We start from the raw sequence: 17134 nt of genomic DNA, 5'->3' as shown, positions 1-17134 counted from the left end.
TACTTTACACGAACTGTTTACTTTACACAAATTGTTTACGTTCCCCCTATTCCTAAACAATTGCTCTCTCGTTCACCACCGCGTTTTCAGTCGCTCTAGTCGTCCAGCATCCCCAACAAATTAATCAGATAATTCCGCTCAACGACTCAACAAACGGGCTGGCTTTCCCCAGCCCGCATCACCAGATCTTCACCCTCTTTTCCGGCGCCACATACATGCCGTCGCCTTCTTTTAAATCCGGGTAGACCTTATAGAAAGCCTCTGTGGAACTTAAGACCGCATTTACTCTCACTTTTGCCGGAGAATGAACGTCCGTATTAAGCCTGTGGATCATGCTTTCCTCTGTATATTTCGACGCCCAGATGCGGGCATACTGCGTGAAAAGAGAATTCAGGGCTTCCGTATCATCTCCGGCAATCGAGGTGACACAGGCAAGGGCGCCTAAATCGGCAATATTCTCGTTTAACGTCTGGCGGCCATTTACATAACGCCCTTTCACAGCCTCCTGGCCGTCATAGTACTTTGCTACCTTAAGAGTCAGGTCCTGGAATTTCTTTAAATCGTCCTCTGTCCACCACATATTATAATTTCCATTCTCATCATAGCGGGCGCCGGAGGAATCAAATGCATGGCTGATCTCATGGGCAATCACCATCCCAATCCCGCCTAAATTTGAAGCATCGTCTGCATTTGGATCATAGAACGGAGGCTGCAGAATCGCGGCAGGAAAGACAATTTCGTTATTCAGAGGATTGTAATATGCGTTGACGGTCTGAGGTGTCATTCCCCATTGGGTCCGGTCAACCGGTTTCTTTATTTCTTCTTTTTCGTAGGATCTGAGCGATCGGTATACATTTACCATATTGTCAACCAGACTGCCCTGCCCTTCCGGAAGAATGACTGCGTTTTCATAGTAGTCCGGCCAGTGATCCGGATAACCAATTTTGAGGGTCATATGCTCCAGTTTTCGAATTGCTTTTTCTTTTGTCGCTTCTCCCATCCAATCCAATCCGTTTATACGATCTTCATAGGCGGCCAGAATCTGATGGACCAGCGTTTCGACATTCTTCTTATCTTCCTCCGAAAAATGCTTTTCTACATACAGCCTGCCGAACTCAAATCCAAATGTATTCTGAACAAGCTCTCCTGCCAGCTTTTTATCTGTTTTCTTTCCCTGAATTCCCTTTTGAGCATTACTCCATGCTATGGTGCTGTCCCGTATTTCCGGTGTCAGGCAAGGGCTGAAATCTTTAATCAGGCAGAAAACGGAGTAATTCTTTAACAGCGGCAGATGGCCTTCTGTCAGATAACTGTTCACCTTTTTGGCCTGTCCCGGATCATTTACCACCCAGGAATTAAAACCGGCCGCCCCGGCCGCTTTTAAATATGCTTTTATATCAATATTGGAGTATAGGGCGCTGAGCTCCTTCAGCGATTTTGGATTATACGTTTTTTCAGGGTCATTCTGGTCAGACAGCGGAAGCGTTGCAGACGCTAAATCAGTCTGAAACTTATAAATGGATGAAGCAGCTCTTTCCGCCTCTTTTTCGCTGATTCCTGTGGATTCCATTATATTTTTTATATATTTCCTGTATGCTTCCAATATAACCGACTGTGTACCATCTTCCAGCGTCTCTTTTCCCGGCCCTAAGTCGGCGCTCCCCAGATAGCATCCATAATTCCCGGAATCTTTCATATCCTCATAATAAGTCGGAGCAATGAGACTGGAGAATCCCAGTTCATTGTTTATAGTCCCGATTGCTTCTATATACTCCTGAATATCAGCCGCATTGCGGATGCTGTCAAGGTAAGGCTGCAGCGCACCGAATCCGGCATTTCTTCTCCCTTCCATATCAATTGCCGTCAGATATAGACTGGCTATTTTTTGTTCCGGCGATCCTTCGGCAAACTGCTCTCTCTGATTGATAATATCATTAAGCAGATCACTTAAATTATCATAAGATTTCTGTCCCAATTCGTAAAAATAACTCCAGTTTCCAGAATCCGCAGGGATCTGCTTTTCTGCAAGGATTTTTTGGTTTACATAATTGTAATAATCATCTTCCGCCCTTACATTGCCCGCTTCCGCCTTTCCAGCGGTTCTGACCGCGTCTTCTGAATCCTGCGAACCTCCTGTCCCCTGTGGGTCTCCTGAATCCTGCGCCCCCACTTCCCGGTTCATGGCATTTTCCTCCGCCATAGCCAGGGAGGAGGATTCCCGGTTCTGTAGATCATCGGCTCCTTGTCTTTGATTTCTGCAGCCGGTTAGTATCACCGAGATTACACATAACATTGTAAGACAACCAAGTATTCTTTTCTTCATTTTCGTTCCTCTTTTTCTGTTTCGCTTTTACTTTTCTTACGCACCTGCTATTACTATGGCTTTTTTTCATCTTTTTCATGCCATATTTCACCAAACTTACGCCGATTCCCCGTTGAATGCCTCTTCCGTATAAGCTATAATAAAGCCATCATGATTTTCCTGGCCCAGCCAGCAGGGGAATCTATATCGAAAGAGAGGGAAAGCAATTGAACGAAAACAGCGCTTATGTTCTTCCCAAAGATAAAAGAGTCAAAGAAATCTCAGAAAAACCTATTGAAAATGTATCCGATTATATTTCCAAGATAAAAGAATACATGGAATCCCGCAAAGGTGAAAATTACAGTTACGTTTACCGGGGCGAGCCCCAGATTTATACCACCTCCTGCCGCGCCAACATTTTCCGGAGGGGCGTCATGGATGGCAATCCTTTCTTTGAGAAGAGTCTCTTTGACGCCATGAGACAGAACAGGCTGACGGGCGAGAAGCGGTATCTGGACAACGCCATCGACGCCCAGCACGGAGAATTTCCCAGCCGGCTTCTGGATGTGTCCTATAACTGCCTGACAGCTCTGTATTTTGCGGTCACGCCGTACTACCGCAAGGATGTTGATTCGCTGGATCACGAGGATGGGATGGTGTTCGTATTTTTCATCGATGAGATCTTCAGTCCCAGCGCGGAGAATACCAATGCCAATTACGACGCCATCATTAACCGGGACAGGCAGTGGCACCGGGATAAGATTATTTTTGAGAAGAACCATAAATTTATTGACCACACAAAACTGAATAACCGGATCGTGGCACAGCAGGGCGCCTTCATTCTGTTCCAGGGCAACGATGCTGCGGACTTACCCGCGTGGATGACGTATGGCATCCGGATTCCGAAGGAGGCCAAACCGCTGATCCGAAAAGAATTGAAGGAATTTTTCGGCATTCATACCGGGAGTATCTATCCGGAGATTGTGAATCTGGTAGATGAGATCAGCAATAAGAGCCGGAAACTGAACACGGAGAAGTTCTGCTGCGGCAACGAACTTAAGTATGCCGTCAGAATGCTGGAGAAGGAGCTGGATTACTATTTTGACTACATCCTGGATAACCGGAAGGATTTGGATACAGACGGGATTCTGGTCTACGTGGAAAATATGATTAACAGCTACCGGATCGGCCTGCTGGACTTTACCCAGAACCTGGAAGAGGCCATACAGAAGAACTACCTGACAGAAGAAGAACTGCATACTATCGTAAACCGTTACAACCAGTTAATTCTGGAATTTTCCAAAGAGCTAAATCAGCATGGCATTCATAAATTCTCAGGCAGCCAGCTGCTAATCAGTATGGAAAGGACAAAAGACAATGAGCGAAAATCGGATGAGAGCCAGGAGAATCGAAAACTATAAAGAGTACATCAGAAATATTTTGAGCAACCGGGATATCGACTGCGACGAGACCTGGTGGGACAGCGAAGAGGCTCAAAAGGCGCTGAATCTCCTGGTCCGGGCAGAAAAATGGGAAATCTGCAGTTCTGTACAGATGGGCATTGACAGCAGTGAGAATTTTCTGTTTCTGAAATTTACAGAGGACAGCGGCAGCCTGTTGGCGGCTCTGGAGGAGGAAGCCTGCCGCCTGGCAGACATGCCGGAATCAGCGGAAAAGAATATCTATGTCATCTGCATTGTAGACAACATGAAAAGCCGGGTTTTCCTCGAAAGACTTTTTCTTTCGGCGGAAGGTAAGGCCATGAAGAAAAATATCCGGAAAGAGATGAAAGCCTGGAAAGGTACAGTAAATTTTCTCTATATTCTCGACAACAGCTACAATGAGCAGGACATCAAGCTGACCAATGTAAACCGGTTTGAATTTATCCAGATGCCTCCTATGAAATGCCATATCAACTGGGAAAATAAGGACGAGGCAGAAGGTTCTAACCGGGGATATGTGACTTCTGTCCACCTGCACCAGCTGATTGATATCTATAACAGAATCGGCGACAAGCTGTTTAAGCGCAACGTCCGGTACGGTTTAAATGAACAGCTGGGCGTTGACCGCGCGATCAAAGATACGTTAAGAAACAATCCCGGCGAGTTCTGGTTTAAGAATAACGGTATTACCATTCTGGTAGAACGGCCCGATTTTAGACTGGATCGTGTGGAGGAGGTGCTTCTGGAACACATATCTGAATACGGCGACCTTCATTTCTCTGTTATCAACGGCGCCCAGACCATCACCGCATCCGCCCAGTGCCTTTATGAGATGGAATATGATTTAAAGGAATGCATAAATAAAGGGGATGCAGAGGAAGCGGCAAAGCTGGAGGAAAAGATCAGGCAGTCGAAGAACGCCAAGGTACTGCTGCGCATCATACATATTCCACACTCCGCGCAGGCCGCCGAGTCCGAGGCGGATTCGACCCGGGAGGTAAATGAGATCAGCGTGGCCCTAAACCGGCAGAAGCCCATTAAGGCGGAGGATATCGCCTTCGCATCACCATTTGTGGTGAAGCTGGCCGCATTTCTGGAGCGGGAGCAGATGAACGGCAAAAGGTATTTCAGGCTGGTGAAGCGCGGGGAAGGAAATATCGCCAGGCGCACCGTCGACCTCGTCGATTTTGCGAGAGCCCGGAAGGCCTGCGCAGGGTACCCGGGGGACGCCCGCAGCAAGGGCACCAATGTTCTGCTGAGTTCCCGAAATGACACCGGCGGAGAATACAGTTTTCAGGATAAAACGATATTCGTACCCGAATGGCTGGAGGCAGAGGATGAACAGGAAGCGGAGATTTTTGAGAAGTACTATGGCGCGGTGTATTTTGCAGTCAGAGTGGCCGATTTTTATGGAAAAAATGTAAAGAAAATCATCACGGACAATCCGGCAGCGGCAGCTGTACTGCAAAACGGGAAATGGTATTTTACCACATATATGGTCCAGCTCTTTAATGGATACCGCAGCGATTACTCCCAGTTCACAGACTGTTTTGAACTGATTCGGGACAAATTAAAAGACATGATGGAACTCTTCGCCGAACTGTGCGGCGCTGCGGCACAGCTGTCAGGAAACTATCCGGTTCTGGATTCCAATACGTTTAAAAAGGATGAGCTATACTTACTGACCAGGAACGTGGCAGACGTTAGCAGGTTTGCACAGATCGTAAACAATAGCCTGGAGGATGACGAGAAGATCGACCTCGTAAGCTACCGTGAAGCTGCTGCCGGAGACCGGCGGCCATCCGCGGAGCCAGACACACAGGCGCAGAAAGCGCCGGGCGGCGGCAAGGCCAAATTTATCAAATTAAACAACGGGCCGGCCGAACGGGTCAACAGCACCGCCCATGCCATGGTGAAGACGGTACAGTACGTCCTTGACAACTATCCCGGCCATGAGAAGGAGATCCTGACGAACGGCACAGACTGGTTCACGGATGACCGCGCCAGAGCGGAAGAGGGCTACGGTTATCTGAGAAGGTCAGTTGAAGTGACGGGAAGCGACGGAAAGACCTACTGGGTGGGGACCCACTCGAACAGTGTCGTAAAGTATAATCAAATCGACCTGATTTGCAGCCTTCTTCACGTGAAAAAACACAGTATCAGCTGGATCGCCATTGATGGGAAGACGCCGTTGTTTTCATGGTAATGTACATAGGTTAAGACCAATTAAAAGGATGCCCTGGAAGTCAAATTCATTTCTTCCGGGCATCCTCTTTGTTTTACTTATTCTTTGTTTTACTTATTCTTTGTTTTACCTATTCCTGCTGCTTCCCCATCATTCCTGCCGGAACTCCACCGGCACCTGATCCATGGTCTTCCAGGTGGCAAGCGCCTCTTCCGTACTCATTCCTTTGGCAATCGCCTCCTTGCGGACCGCGTTGACCGCCTGGATTTCCTTCATGCGCTCTCCGGTCAGTGTGTAGCCCTTCATGGCCCACAGGGTCAGCGCCCAGGCAATCATCGGAATCACGCAGAACAGCACGAGGACGATCCCCTTCATGCCTTCCATGTAAGGCGTATCACCGCCGGGCAGCGTAGACAGTCCAATGGCTGCGATAGCAATTCCCACCACCGTAGAGCTTAAAGAGGACACCAGCTTATCCACCAGAGAGAACAGTGTACCCATTACGCCGGGGATATACTTACCTGAGCGGTAGGTCTCATAGTCCGAACAATCTGCAACCATGGGGATCGGCATATCCGCTGTCGCATAGTAGGCTCCATATCCGATTCCAAACAGCAGGACAAACAGGACCGTATAAATATTTAAACTGCTGAGAGACAGATTCACTCCCGCCACGCCCGGTTTCCAGAACATGAGCAGCGCAAAGACTCCCACATACATTACCAGCGCAAGCCCCACGTAACGCGTGAGGGACGCCTTCTGCCCGTGCTTCTGGGAGGTGCGCACCGTCAGTACAAAGAACGGCGCGGAGAAAACGTAGCCCGCTATCATCATCGGCAGATACAGCCCGTTATAATTGCCCATCATGGAACCATAGAGCATACAGAGCACTGTACCATTGGTGGCAATGGCCAGCGCCAGCTTGCAGCCGGCCCCTGCAACCATCAGCCTCCGGAGCGGTTTGTTCTCTTTCATGATAGCCACATACTCAGAGATCCTGATCTTCTGCTTCTCCTCACTTCCCAGTCCAAAATACTTCGGCTGGTCTTTCTCCCAGATGCCGATTACTGCAAGCACCGTCAATAAGGCAGAGATAATAACCGAGATCGGAATCATCATGTCGAAAAATGCGGCCGTGGTATAGTCTCCGAACTTCGCCCGGAAAATGGGTGCCAGAAACTGAATCGCTCCCATTCCCAACATACTGGCCACCATGTTGAAAATCGTAAACATGGGCCGCTGCTTCGGGTCATTGGTCAGCACTGTCTGTCCGGAACGGGTGCAGGAGGTCTGAAACGTATATCCGATTACATAGAGCGCATAGATCACCACATAGGACGTATAGCGCAGCCACATCATCGTATCGGGGATGAGCCTGGTGCCAAAATACAGCAGAAACGCACTGACCGCCATAATTACATTTCCCAGTACCATATAAGGCCTGAATTTGCCGAAGCGTCCATTGGTCTTATCGATCAGAGCGCCGATGATCGGGTCCGTCACCGCGTCAAACAGACGCATAACTGTTACCATGGTCGTGGCAAACATCAGCGCCAGTCCCAGCACCCCATTGCCGTAATAGGCAATGTAGGTGATGGTCAGAATATAGTAAACATTGGTTGCACCGTTATTAAATGGAAACAGGACGAGCTGGTAAGGCTTTGCCCGGTTCATGCCGGCCGCCGTTGTTGATTCGTTGCTCATAAATGGTACCTCCTGCTTTCTTATTTAACACTCTTTAAGAATGAACCGATAATCAGCAGCACGATGGAGATCACAAAGCAGGCAATGGAAACCACGCTGGCATAGAATACGTTCCAGCCGGGCGTATTGCCGGAATTCCAGGAAAATAATCCGGATATCAGCAGGACGCGGTTCAAGATGATCCCGCCGATGACTGCTGAAAAAAGAGCAACGGCAGCCACACCGGACAGTGTCCCGACAAAATCGTAATTTCCCCACCGGTTAGCGGCGTAAACAGCAATCAAGATCAGAAGTATCCCGGCGATTGCCCCCAGTACAAACAGTGGGAAAGAATTGAGCGCATAAGCTTCGTTCATGGTACTGCTGACCACCATGGCGATGAACGCCGCGATGCCAGCTGCTGCGGACAGGATATTGAAATAGAAAGCCGGACCCTGTTTTTTAATAAAAGCTGTCATTTTATGATACCTCTCTTTCTTTGCGTTTGGAGGACACGACGTACAGAGCTCCACTGGCCAGCAGCAGAATTCCAAATGCTGCTATAGCTGCCATATAGGCCATACGCCACCATGTCATGGTCTGCTCGATATGAGTCGTGCTGTTATAACGGTTCATCAGACTGCTCTGGCTGAACGCATATAAGATATTGTGACAGGAATCCTTTACGGCATTCTGCAGCCTCGCATCTCCGGAAAGCAGCTGGGCGCTGACCTTGCTGCCGTCAACCTGAGTGGCAAAGGTGGAACAGTTCTCCAGCGTCGTAGCCCCATAGAAGCCTGAAATACCGCGGGTATCGAAGCAGGTCGTACCGGATGCCAGTACCGCTCCGTAAATGTCGGTGTCGTCATAAATATCGGTGACGGCATATCCCTTGAAGCCCCACTCCTCTTTCAGAATCTCTGTCATCAGTTCGTAGCTGGCGGTGCATTCCACCGGTCCGATCTTGCTGAAGGAAACCATCAGGCCGCGCATACCGGCGTCCTCTTCCTCCGTGTCGTACTTGGTCGCCTCGAAAGCGATCTGATAAGCACGCAGCTCGACCTCACGGGCCCTCTGCTCCAGCATGTAAGGCGCCACGCCGCTTCGGTTTGTTTCCTGATCGTTGAATGCAAAATGCTTGGGTGCTGCAATCAGGCCGTAATCCAGTGCGCCGATGGCAAATTCCATAGCCGCGGAACCGGACAGAACCGGGTCTTCCGAATAGTATTCGCCGTTACGGCCATTATAAGCATGGCGGTGAGTATTTAAACCAGGTCCCCACAGAATCGGGATTCCTGTGAACAGCGCTTCCTCTCCAATAAAGGAGCCAACTTCTTTATATAAATCCTGGTTAAAGGAAGCAGCTACGAGTGGTGCGTTGGCAAATACCTCCGGATGCCAGTTTCCGTTGGGATCGCTGGCGGAGATGCTCCAGGGAGCCCCCGTGTCCTTTGAAGCGTTTAAGTTTACAGCCACACCATTTCCTGCGTTCTCGGTCATATACGTTTCCACTGTACCGATGGAGCTGACTCCGGGGATACTCGGACCGCCGAACGTAGCGAGATACTGCGCTTCCTCGAGCGTCATCTTATCAAGCAGCTCCTGCCATTTCACATCGTCAAAATCAGTGCCGTACATCTCATAGAACATCAGATTGCTGTCCTTCCCCCAGGTGATTCCGGAGGTGTCGTCGTCCGTCTGAATGGTATAATAATTTCCGTTAAGCAGGTTAATCAGTTCTTCATTGACCAGTGTCATACCGGTGTAGCTCTTCGGATATGTGCCGGCCCAGTCGGTACGGCTTAAATAAGTAACCTCTCCCGGCTGGAAATAGTTCCAGTCAGCGTAATCCAGCTGGTTTGAAATCTTCTCTCCGGTTTTCGAAACAGAGAAAGCGGTGCTGGAAATAAAATCTTCTGTAATCTTATGTTCGTAAGCCATAGCGCTGTTGCTCTCGCCTGACAGACTTTCCGGATCCGCTCCCTGGCGGGCCATCATATGATTCAGGGCATCATGTGCGCCGTTACCCATGGCAAAGTAATACGTTCCCGGATCCAGGATATAAGTACCAACGGTGCCGTCACCGTTATCATACGTGTTGTCGTAGCTGGCAATATACTGTAAATCAACCTCGACGGAGACCACCTGTGATTCGCCTGGCTTCAGGGTATCGGTCTTCCCGAAATTAAGCAGCTGAACCGCAGACTTCTCAACGCCTCCCTCTGTATAAGGAGCCTGTCCGTAAATCTGGACGATGGATTTTCCGGCCATGTCACCGGTATTTGTTACCTTTACATGAAATACGGCGGTTGCATCGCAGACGCCTGTTTCCGGATCTGTGGAGACGTTAAACTCCGGTTCTCCCTCGAATTCCTGGGTAAAATCGGTATAAGAAAGACCATATCCAAAGCCATAGGCTACCTCTTTGTCATAGTCCCACTCCGTGGAAGACGCATAAGCACCGACCGGAGAACCGGCGTTGCCGTTTCCAAATACCGAATCGTAATATCTGGTCTCATAGTAGCGGTAGCCAACATAGATGCCTTCGGCCTCGATCAGGTAGTTGCCTGTAGTGCCGCCGGTCTGTCCAGCGCCGCGGGTGAGCATTTCCGCCCCGTTTTCATACTGAAAATTACCCATGTTCTGCATGGCGGGAGCCGACATATTATAGGTTGCGTAGATATCAGGAAGTGCGCCGGAAGGGCTGGTGCGTCCGCAAAGGATATCTGACACCCCCAGCATACCGTAGCAGCCTGGGAATCCAATCCAGAGAATTGAATCTATTTCAGGGTCATTCTTTAAGTCACCGATTTCAACGGCATTGGCGGAGTTGAGCAGCACGATTACGTTGTCGCTGCATTTCTTCGCCATCTCGATGGTATCGCGTTCATTGGCTGTCAGCTGCAGCGGTTCCTCCGCTCCCAGACCGTCAACCACTCCGCCCGGCAGATAGTCCTTGGACTCCGCGCTTGGACGGCTGATGACTACAATCGCCGCATCGCCGTACTCGGCAAAGCTGGCCGCATAATCGGAATTGACTGCCTTGATCTCCGCTGTGGACGGCTCGCCCGGGTCGTACTCCGCGGAAGGAGTCTCATTTTCGGAGTGAAGATACGTTTCATTCAGTTTATCATATATCGCTGTCATTACCGGATTGACGGTAAAGCCTGCGCCCTCGAACTCAAATTCGTCTCCGCTCCAGGAGTCTAGCGTCGCGCCTCTCGTAACCTCGCCGGTGGCAAAGTTATTATTCAGCGTGTAGGCTATGGTATTCTTAAAATCAGTCTTATTCTGAGTAAGCGCCTGCTCCAGACTGATATAAGGTCCCTGGGCCTTGACACCGAAGCTGGAACCCAGCAGCGATACGTGAGAACGGATTCCAAATAACGTCACCTGGGAATTGCCGGACAGCGGAAGTCCCTGTCCATCTGCGTTGTTGTTCTTAAGCAGTACCGCGCCCTCCGCAGCCTGCTGGCGGTTCAAATCAATGGCTTTCTGAATCAGCGCGTGGGAATTGCCGGTTCCGTCTTCATTGAGAACCTCCGCCGATGGCTGAAACTTATCATATAAAGGGTCATCCTCTGTATTTTCGGAGACGAATTTCTCACTCAAAGTACCGAGAGCAGTATCGATCGTCGCCTTGTAGCTTTCAGCCACAACCCCAATAATAATTGTCAGTGAAAAAATAAATGTAAACAGAGTTGTCAAGCCGCGCCAAAGCGCTCTTTTTTTCATAAACATAACTTTTCCTTCCTTTTCAACTGTATATTTTATTACACCCAATTGGCGCTGGAGGACTTTTTCCTGACCAGCTTATATGCCGGGTTTGGAACCGCGACTTTATGAAAGACAGCGGTATCCCTGCATTCACCGGCTCTCACCTCCAGCGTTACCGTGCCGTTTAAGGGCACACGGAAGTTGAAAACACGGTCTCCTGTCTGTTCCTCCATCAGCTTTCCATCCGCGTACAGCGCAGCCTTTGGCTGATTGGTGTATACCTTCACAGTAGTGACAGATTCCTCCCGGTCCGCCCTTCGCCGTCCCGCAATGTGCACAAACGGTTCTTCACTCCAGTAAGCCTTATAGAGATAGAAGCTGTCCTTTTTGATTTTCCGGTCAAATGTGACCAGCCCCTTGTGGTTCATACCGGCCTCTCCGCCCTGGTCTCTGGCATCCGCCGCGAAATCAAACATGTTCCACACATGAGTCGCCCACAGATAGGGGTTGCGTTCAAAGCATTTTAACATGTACTCGTGGTAAATGGTCTGATACTCCTCCGAGTGATCCCCTCTGCGCGGCTTTCCGGAATGCAGGTTCGGCATGGCCTCGCAGCCGTATTCCGAATACCCCAGACAGCGCTTCGGATAACGGAAATGGAAAAACCGCATCCACCAATCATTCAGGAACAGCCCCGGAACGTACCATCCCAGATACAGATTCCACGATACCAGGTCGGTGATATGCGCAGACCGGTTAAAAGGCCCGCACATGGCGTAGCAGGCCAGCGTTGTCAGCCTGGTCGGATCCATCTCATGACAGAGCTCGTTGAGTTCCCGGTGATTATCCAGCATATCCTTCTTATTCTTTGTGGAGATGGTAATCTCGTTGGAGACTCCCCAGCAGACGATACAGGGATGGTTGTAATTCTGGACAATCAGTTCCTTCATCTGGCTTATGGTGTTCGCTCTTCCATTGGCCATATGTTCGGAAATATAAGGGATTTCCGCCCAGACCACCAGGCCGGACTCGTCGCACAGATCGTAGAAATACTGATCGTGCTGATAATGGGCGAGGCGGACCGTATTGGCCCCAATCTCACGGATGAGCTCCATGTCCTTTTGATGGTGCTCCTTCGTGATGGCATTGCCCAGTCCCTTCCAGTCCTGATGGCGGGATACGCCGCGCAGGGGATAGCTGCGGCCGTTTAAGAAAAATCCTTTTTCCGGGTCCACATGGAAGGTGCGGACGCCAAACCGGCAGCGGATCTCATCCACGGTTTTCCCGTGGTACTCCAGGCGCGCGACCGCCGTATAGAGATACGGGTCCTTCAAGCCATCCCATAAGTGCACGGAAGGGATGACCAGTGTGCAGTCCGCTCCGGTTCCGGAGGCGGCTGCCGCGCCGTCTGAATCCAGAAGAACGATGCGGATCTCACAATCATCGTCCGGCAGCGCTGCATCGGATTTATTTCCCCCTGCATCCATCTCGGTAAAGGTCTGGACTCTGACATATCCGTCCAGTTCTTTTACCTGCGGCGTAATACGGATTCCGTTCCCGCCGCGGTCAGCCAGAGCAAAATGTCTCCGGTTCACCACCACCAGATTCACGTCACGGTATATTCCCCCGTAGAATGTGAAATCCGCTTTCTGTGGGTACACACGGTCGTTGACGCCATTGTCCGCTTCCACAGCCAGCCGGTTTGTCTCCCGCAGCAGATCTGTCACATCCACACGGAATGTGGAATAGCCGCCGTCATGGGTGCACACCAGGGTATCGTTGAAGCATACCCTCGCACTGGCGTTCACTCCCCGGAATTCCAGATAGACCCGTTCCTCACCTTTCTGAAACTCCGGCATGTCCAGTTCCCGTTCATACCTGCATGAACCGCGCCAGTAATTATTACCGCCATCCTGCCCATCCACGTTGTTCCAGGTATGCGGCAGATTCACTGACACGGTCCTTCCATCCGGACCGGTAAACTGCCACCTGTCATTCAAATTCTTTGTTTTTCTCATGCCATTTCTCTTTTCTTTGTGCTAATCCTCCATACTATAACAATTTTTTTTTCGGAGTGTAAGCATTTTTGTATAAGTGGTCGATTTTAGAACCCAAGTGGTTTTCAGCAAAAAAAAATCAGGGCTGAGAGGAAATATACTACCTCCTCTCAGTCCTGTCCGCGGCTTTTTTGCCTGCGATCGGAATCAATATCTTCAACGAAAAGATATTTTCCTCCGTATCAATTTTCATGAAACCATTATATTTTTCTACCGTATAGCGGATACTCTTCAATCCGAATCCGTGATACCCGTTCCGGGCCTTTGTGCTGACGGGCAGATCGCCGTCAAACTCCAGCCGCCTGCCGAGCGGATTCATGATATTAATGATCAAAAACTGTTTGCGGACGTACACCAGCACGTCTATCATCCGCATCTCCTGATTCTCCAGCTGCTTTACGCTCTCAATCGCATTGTCAATGGCATTGCCAAACACGGTGTATAGGTCTACCGGATCAAAGATATCCATCTGGCGGCCATCCGCAATGCAGTTGATCTTGATGCTGCTGGCCGTGCAGAACAGGCTCTTCTCCGTCAAAACCGTATCCAGCACTTCATTGCCGGTCTTCACAATGGAGTCATAGATCTGCACGGAATCTTCCACCTCGCGCAGATATTTGTCCCGTTCCTCCGGACTGGTGATGGCGCGCATGGCGGCAATCTGATGCTTCAAGTCATGGCATTTGCGGTTAATCAGGGTTATGGTCTCCTGGGACAGCTCATACTGCTCCTTCTGCTGATGCCACAGCTGATTTAAGATGTCCAGCTCCTGTTTCATGGCACTTTTCTTGAACAGCGTGTTCTGAAGGTAGAGAATCAGGACGCAGTAGCACTGAATCAGCAGGATGTTCCATACCCGCACATCAGGATATGGAATGCCGCCCCCTGACCTCAAAAAGCCAAACAGGATTTCAAAAACAATCAGCAAAAACAGCGCCGAAGACAGCTGCCGAGGCCCCACCTGATAGACTCCGTTTTCCGGCATATATCTGACGATTGTGATGCCGGCCATCCCATAGATCACTGCGTAAATCACCACCATGTAGCCGATGGCCGACAGCTGGCCTCCGATCCCCATACTCCTCAGAACAATGAATGCGGACTCATGGGCAATCTGCTGGCTGATGATCGCCCACGCCGCGCAGTACACCGCCGCGCCTGGAGGCATGGCCGCGCAGATATAAATAAACAGGCAGCTCAGCAGAAAAACGCCCGACATGGATACCACCTCCGGAACGGTCACTGCCGAAAATGCCGTCTTCCACCAGACTGCAGCCACAGCCACAGCGCAGGTCCCCGCCGTCGCCAGGCCCAGTCTCATCCGGAAATTCGGGCGGTGTTTCAGCGGAATTATATAAAGCACGCATGCCGCCCAGAGCGATACAGCCAGTTCCGCATACGTCCATATCGTGATATTTATCTTTGTCATGTCCCCATCCCCATGTAATCCGTCAGCTCGGAAAGAAACGCCGTCTTATTCCTCCTGCTGATCTCCAGTTCATCTCCTGCTACGATGACTATATTTTTGCGTATCTCCGAAACGTACTGCAGATTCACCAGATACCAGTGGTTGCACCGCACAAAATGGCTCTCCTTCAGCGTCTCCTCCGCTCCCTGCAGCGTTCCTCTCACCACGAAAATACCGTCCTCCGTGTGGTAATGCAGCATACGGTTCTGCACCTCCACGTAGTGAATCCGGTCCACCTTGAGCCGTTTGATCCCATCCGGAAGATTTAAGAGGATTTCCTCCGGCTGACGTTTTTTCACCCTTGAGACGGCGCGGTCGAGACGCACGGAGAAAGTGTAATAGTTAATCGGCTTCAGCACGTAATCCAGCGCTCCCACATCGTAACCGTTAATCGCATACTGGGCCATATTGGTAATAAAAACCAGAACTACATCCTGATCTTTTTTTCGTATTTCCCGTGCCGTCTCCATTCCATTCATTTTTCCCATCTCTATGTCCAGCAGAATGATATCAAAGCGCGTGCTGTAATTCTCCAGCAGCGCACTTCCGTCGCAGAAGGTCTCTGTCTGAATCTCCCGTTTCTTCTCCGCACTATACTGCCTGATATATTCCTGAATCTGGTCAATATACACTTTTTCATCGTCCACTACAGCAATTTTCAGCATACCCCGTTACCTCCTGACACATACCCCGCCTCTGTTTTCATCCGTTCATTATAGCATGTCCGATTTATTTTGCATAGAAAAAATGGCGGTGCAGCCGGAATGGCCCGCAACAGTTCAGCCTTTATTTCTGGCAGCCGCTGCCAAATGGGGATTTAGGCAAAGTTAGTTTTTTGGCGGGAGGGACGCCGGCAGAGGAAGAAGCGGGAGAGGGGAGCAGCGCGGAACGGACGGCAGGGAGGTGGCAGGGGGACGCCTGGCGGACGAAACCTATCTCCCTACAGAATGAAAAACACAGCCTGAGAGAGAGGGGGAGTGGAGGCGGGGGTAGGGGAGGAACACGCGGGCGGATGCAGGGGCACTACTGCGACTTGATCGAGGTTCGGACGGACTTAGCCAAAAGGCTCGCCGGAACAGGGGGCGACGGAGGGCTTTCCGGGCCCGGAGTCGAGTGCACATGGAGGGGAGGACCTTCAGGGCATCCCTGGAATTTGCGCGGTACCCCTGTTCCGGTGGGGCTTTTGGCTTAGTCCGGCCCACCGAGAGCACTTGAGCTGTAGCGCCCCTGCATCCGCCCGCGTGTTCCTCCCCTACCCCCGCCTCCACTCCCCCTCTCTCTCAGGCGTATCCTTCATCCAGAAAATCCTTTTATAAAATAACCGGCTGAATCTGTTTTCCTTCCAGCGCTTCTTCCAGGGTTCTGACAATCTGATCCGTCCTGGCAATCATGGAATTGGGCTTTTTAATCGCGTTATCCTGGCCGAATGGCACGAAATAAATGTTTTTAATATTAAAAAGCTGGCCGATATTTTTAAAATTAATTCCCAAAGCGTCGTTGGTGGAAATCGAGATAACCAGGGGCTTGGAGTTTCTCAAATGGGCTTTTGCAGCCATGAGGACAGGGGTGTCGGTTATACCGTTGGCCAGCTTTGCCAGGGTGTTCCCTGTACACGGTAGAGTAATATATAATACTGCCCTCACATAACTTTCAGGCGATCCACTATAGATCGCCTGAAATTTTATTTATTTTAACTTTTTTAATTGTCTGCATTTCTCGCAATAAACTTTTCGAGAATCGTAAGGCATATCGGCATTACATAATAAGCACACATGTCTTTCTATTCCACCACATACGATATATTTTCGTTTAGCCGGTTGAATACTTGATGTTTTTTTCCTATGTATAGCATTCCCGCAATTTTCTACAATATTTTGTTGTAGTGCCGCTTCTTTTACATAGCATACACTTCCACAGCCACACGTGCACTTCCAAACCCTATCGGGAGCCAATCCATAACACCACTGCGTTGTCAAGTCACCAAACTTCATATTCTTAGATACTTTCACTATCTCTTTTGGTTGTTCTAACAACATAAAATCACCTCTTTTTTATTTAATTATACAACTTACATTTTTATGAATCAATGTCAATAAATTCCATTTAATTAGAACAAATAATTGCACTTTTAGTTAATGGAATTTAAAATAAAGTCGTATAAATAGTGATTTAAGTTATAAAGTTTTGCAGTCTAGTGATATATTGACTCTGGGACGTGGTCTATACTACGCCTATCCCAGTTGCCCTAATCTTCCACCAGTTGCAGGACAAGCTTTTTGG

10 protein-coding genes and 1 pseudogene are annotated in these 17134 nt (G+C 49.7%); 2 read left to right on the top strand and 9 right to left on the bottom strand.

Going from position 1 to position 17134, the window contains the following annotated elements; all coding sequences use genetic code 11:
* Nucleotides 1-178 precede the first annotated feature (178 nt).
* On the bottom strand, nucleotides 179-2323 hold the full coding sequence (locus H8S75_RS21600) for a M13 family metallopeptidase (protein WP_187023324.1): 2145 nt from the start codon (nucleotides 2321-2323) through the stop codon (nucleotides 179-181).
* A 206-nt stretch (nucleotides 2324-2529) separates the two neighbouring features.
* Between H8S75_RS21600 and H8S75_RS21595 the strand changes: the two genes are divergently transcribed.
* Entirely contained in the window at nucleotides 2530-3723 is a 1194-nt protein-coding gene (locus H8S75_RS21595; protein WP_207729193.1) for an FRG domain-containing protein, read from the top strand.
* Nucleotides 3680-5950, top strand: a complete 2271-nt coding sequence (locus tag H8S75_RS21590) for an AIPR family protein (RefSeq protein ID WP_187023323.1) — start codon at nucleotides 3680-3682, stop codon at nucleotides 5948-5950. The genes H8S75_RS21595 and H8S75_RS21590 overlap by 44 nt, the downstream gene beginning before the upstream one ends.
* A 129-nt stretch (nucleotides 5951-6079) precedes the next feature.
* Here the strand turns inward: H8S75_RS21590 and H8S75_RS21585 are convergent, their stop codons facing one another.
* The 8 genes and pseudogenes from H8S75_RS21585 to H8S75_RS21550 all read right to left on the bottom strand — a co-directional run bounded on the left by H8S75_RS21585 (nucleotide 6080) and on the right by H8S75_RS21550 (nucleotide 16890).
* Nucleotides 6080-7633, bottom strand: coding sequence for an MFS transporter (locus tag H8S75_RS21585; protein ID WP_187023322.1), 1554 nt, complete (start codon nucleotides 7631-7633; stop codon nucleotides 6080-6082).
* A 20-nt stretch (nucleotides 7634-7653) separates the two neighbouring features.
* The gene (locus H8S75_RS21580; protein WP_187023321.1) at nucleotides 7654-8091 is read right to left on the bottom strand and encodes a hypothetical protein; all 438 of its coding nucleotides are present in this window, start codon (nucleotides 8089-8091) and stop codon (nucleotides 7654-7656) included.
* A gap of 1 nt (nucleotide 8092) precedes the next feature.
* Nucleotides 8093-11353, bottom strand: coding sequence for a glycoside hydrolase family 3 C-terminal domain-containing protein (locus H8S75_RS21575; protein ID WP_187023320.1), 3261 nt, complete (start codon nucleotides 11351-11353; stop codon nucleotides 8093-8095).
* Between the two features lie 32 nt (nucleotides 11354-11385).
* Nucleotides 11386-13347 carry a glycoside hydrolase family 2 protein gene (locus tag H8S75_RS21570; protein ID WP_187023319.1) on the bottom strand — a complete coding sequence of 654 codons (1962 nt, stop codon included), beginning with the start codon at nucleotides 13345-13347 and terminating at the stop codon, nucleotides 11386-11388.
* 139 nt (nucleotides 13348-13486) lie between these two features.
* Nucleotides 13487-14815: an ATP-binding protein gene (locus tag H8S75_RS21565; protein ID WP_187023318.1), complete on the bottom strand. Its 1329-nt coding sequence runs from the start codon at nucleotides 14813-14815 to the stop codon at nucleotides 13487-13489.
* A complete protein-coding gene (locus H8S75_RS21560) occupies nucleotides 14812-15519 on the bottom strand; it encodes a LytR/AlgR family response regulator transcription factor (protein ID WP_187023317.1) in 708 nt (235 codons plus the stop codon). Before H8S75_RS21560 ends, H8S75_RS21565 begins: the two co-directional genes overlap by 4 nt.
* A gap of 645 nt (nucleotides 15520-16164) precedes the next feature.
* Nucleotides 16165-16476 (bottom strand): annotated as a pseudogene (locus tag H8S75_RS21555) (dipicolinate synthase subunit B); the annotation flags it as partial.
* 63 nt (nucleotides 16477-16539) lie between these two features.
* Nucleotides 16540-16890 carry a hypothetical protein gene (locus tag H8S75_RS21550; RefSeq protein ID WP_187023316.1) on the bottom strand — a complete coding sequence of 117 codons (351 nt, stop codon included), beginning with the start codon at nucleotides 16888-16890 and terminating at the stop codon, nucleotides 16540-16542.
* Nucleotides 16891-17134 lie beyond the last annotated feature (244 nt).

Origin of the sequence: Hungatella hominis (assembly GCF_014288005.1) — a bacterium.
Classification (GTDB): Bacteria; Bacillota; Clostridia; order Lachnospirales; family Lachnospiraceae; genus Hungatella; species Hungatella effluvii.
Note: the sequence above shows the minus strand (reverse complement) of the source record. Positions and strands in the feature narration are given on the sequence as shown.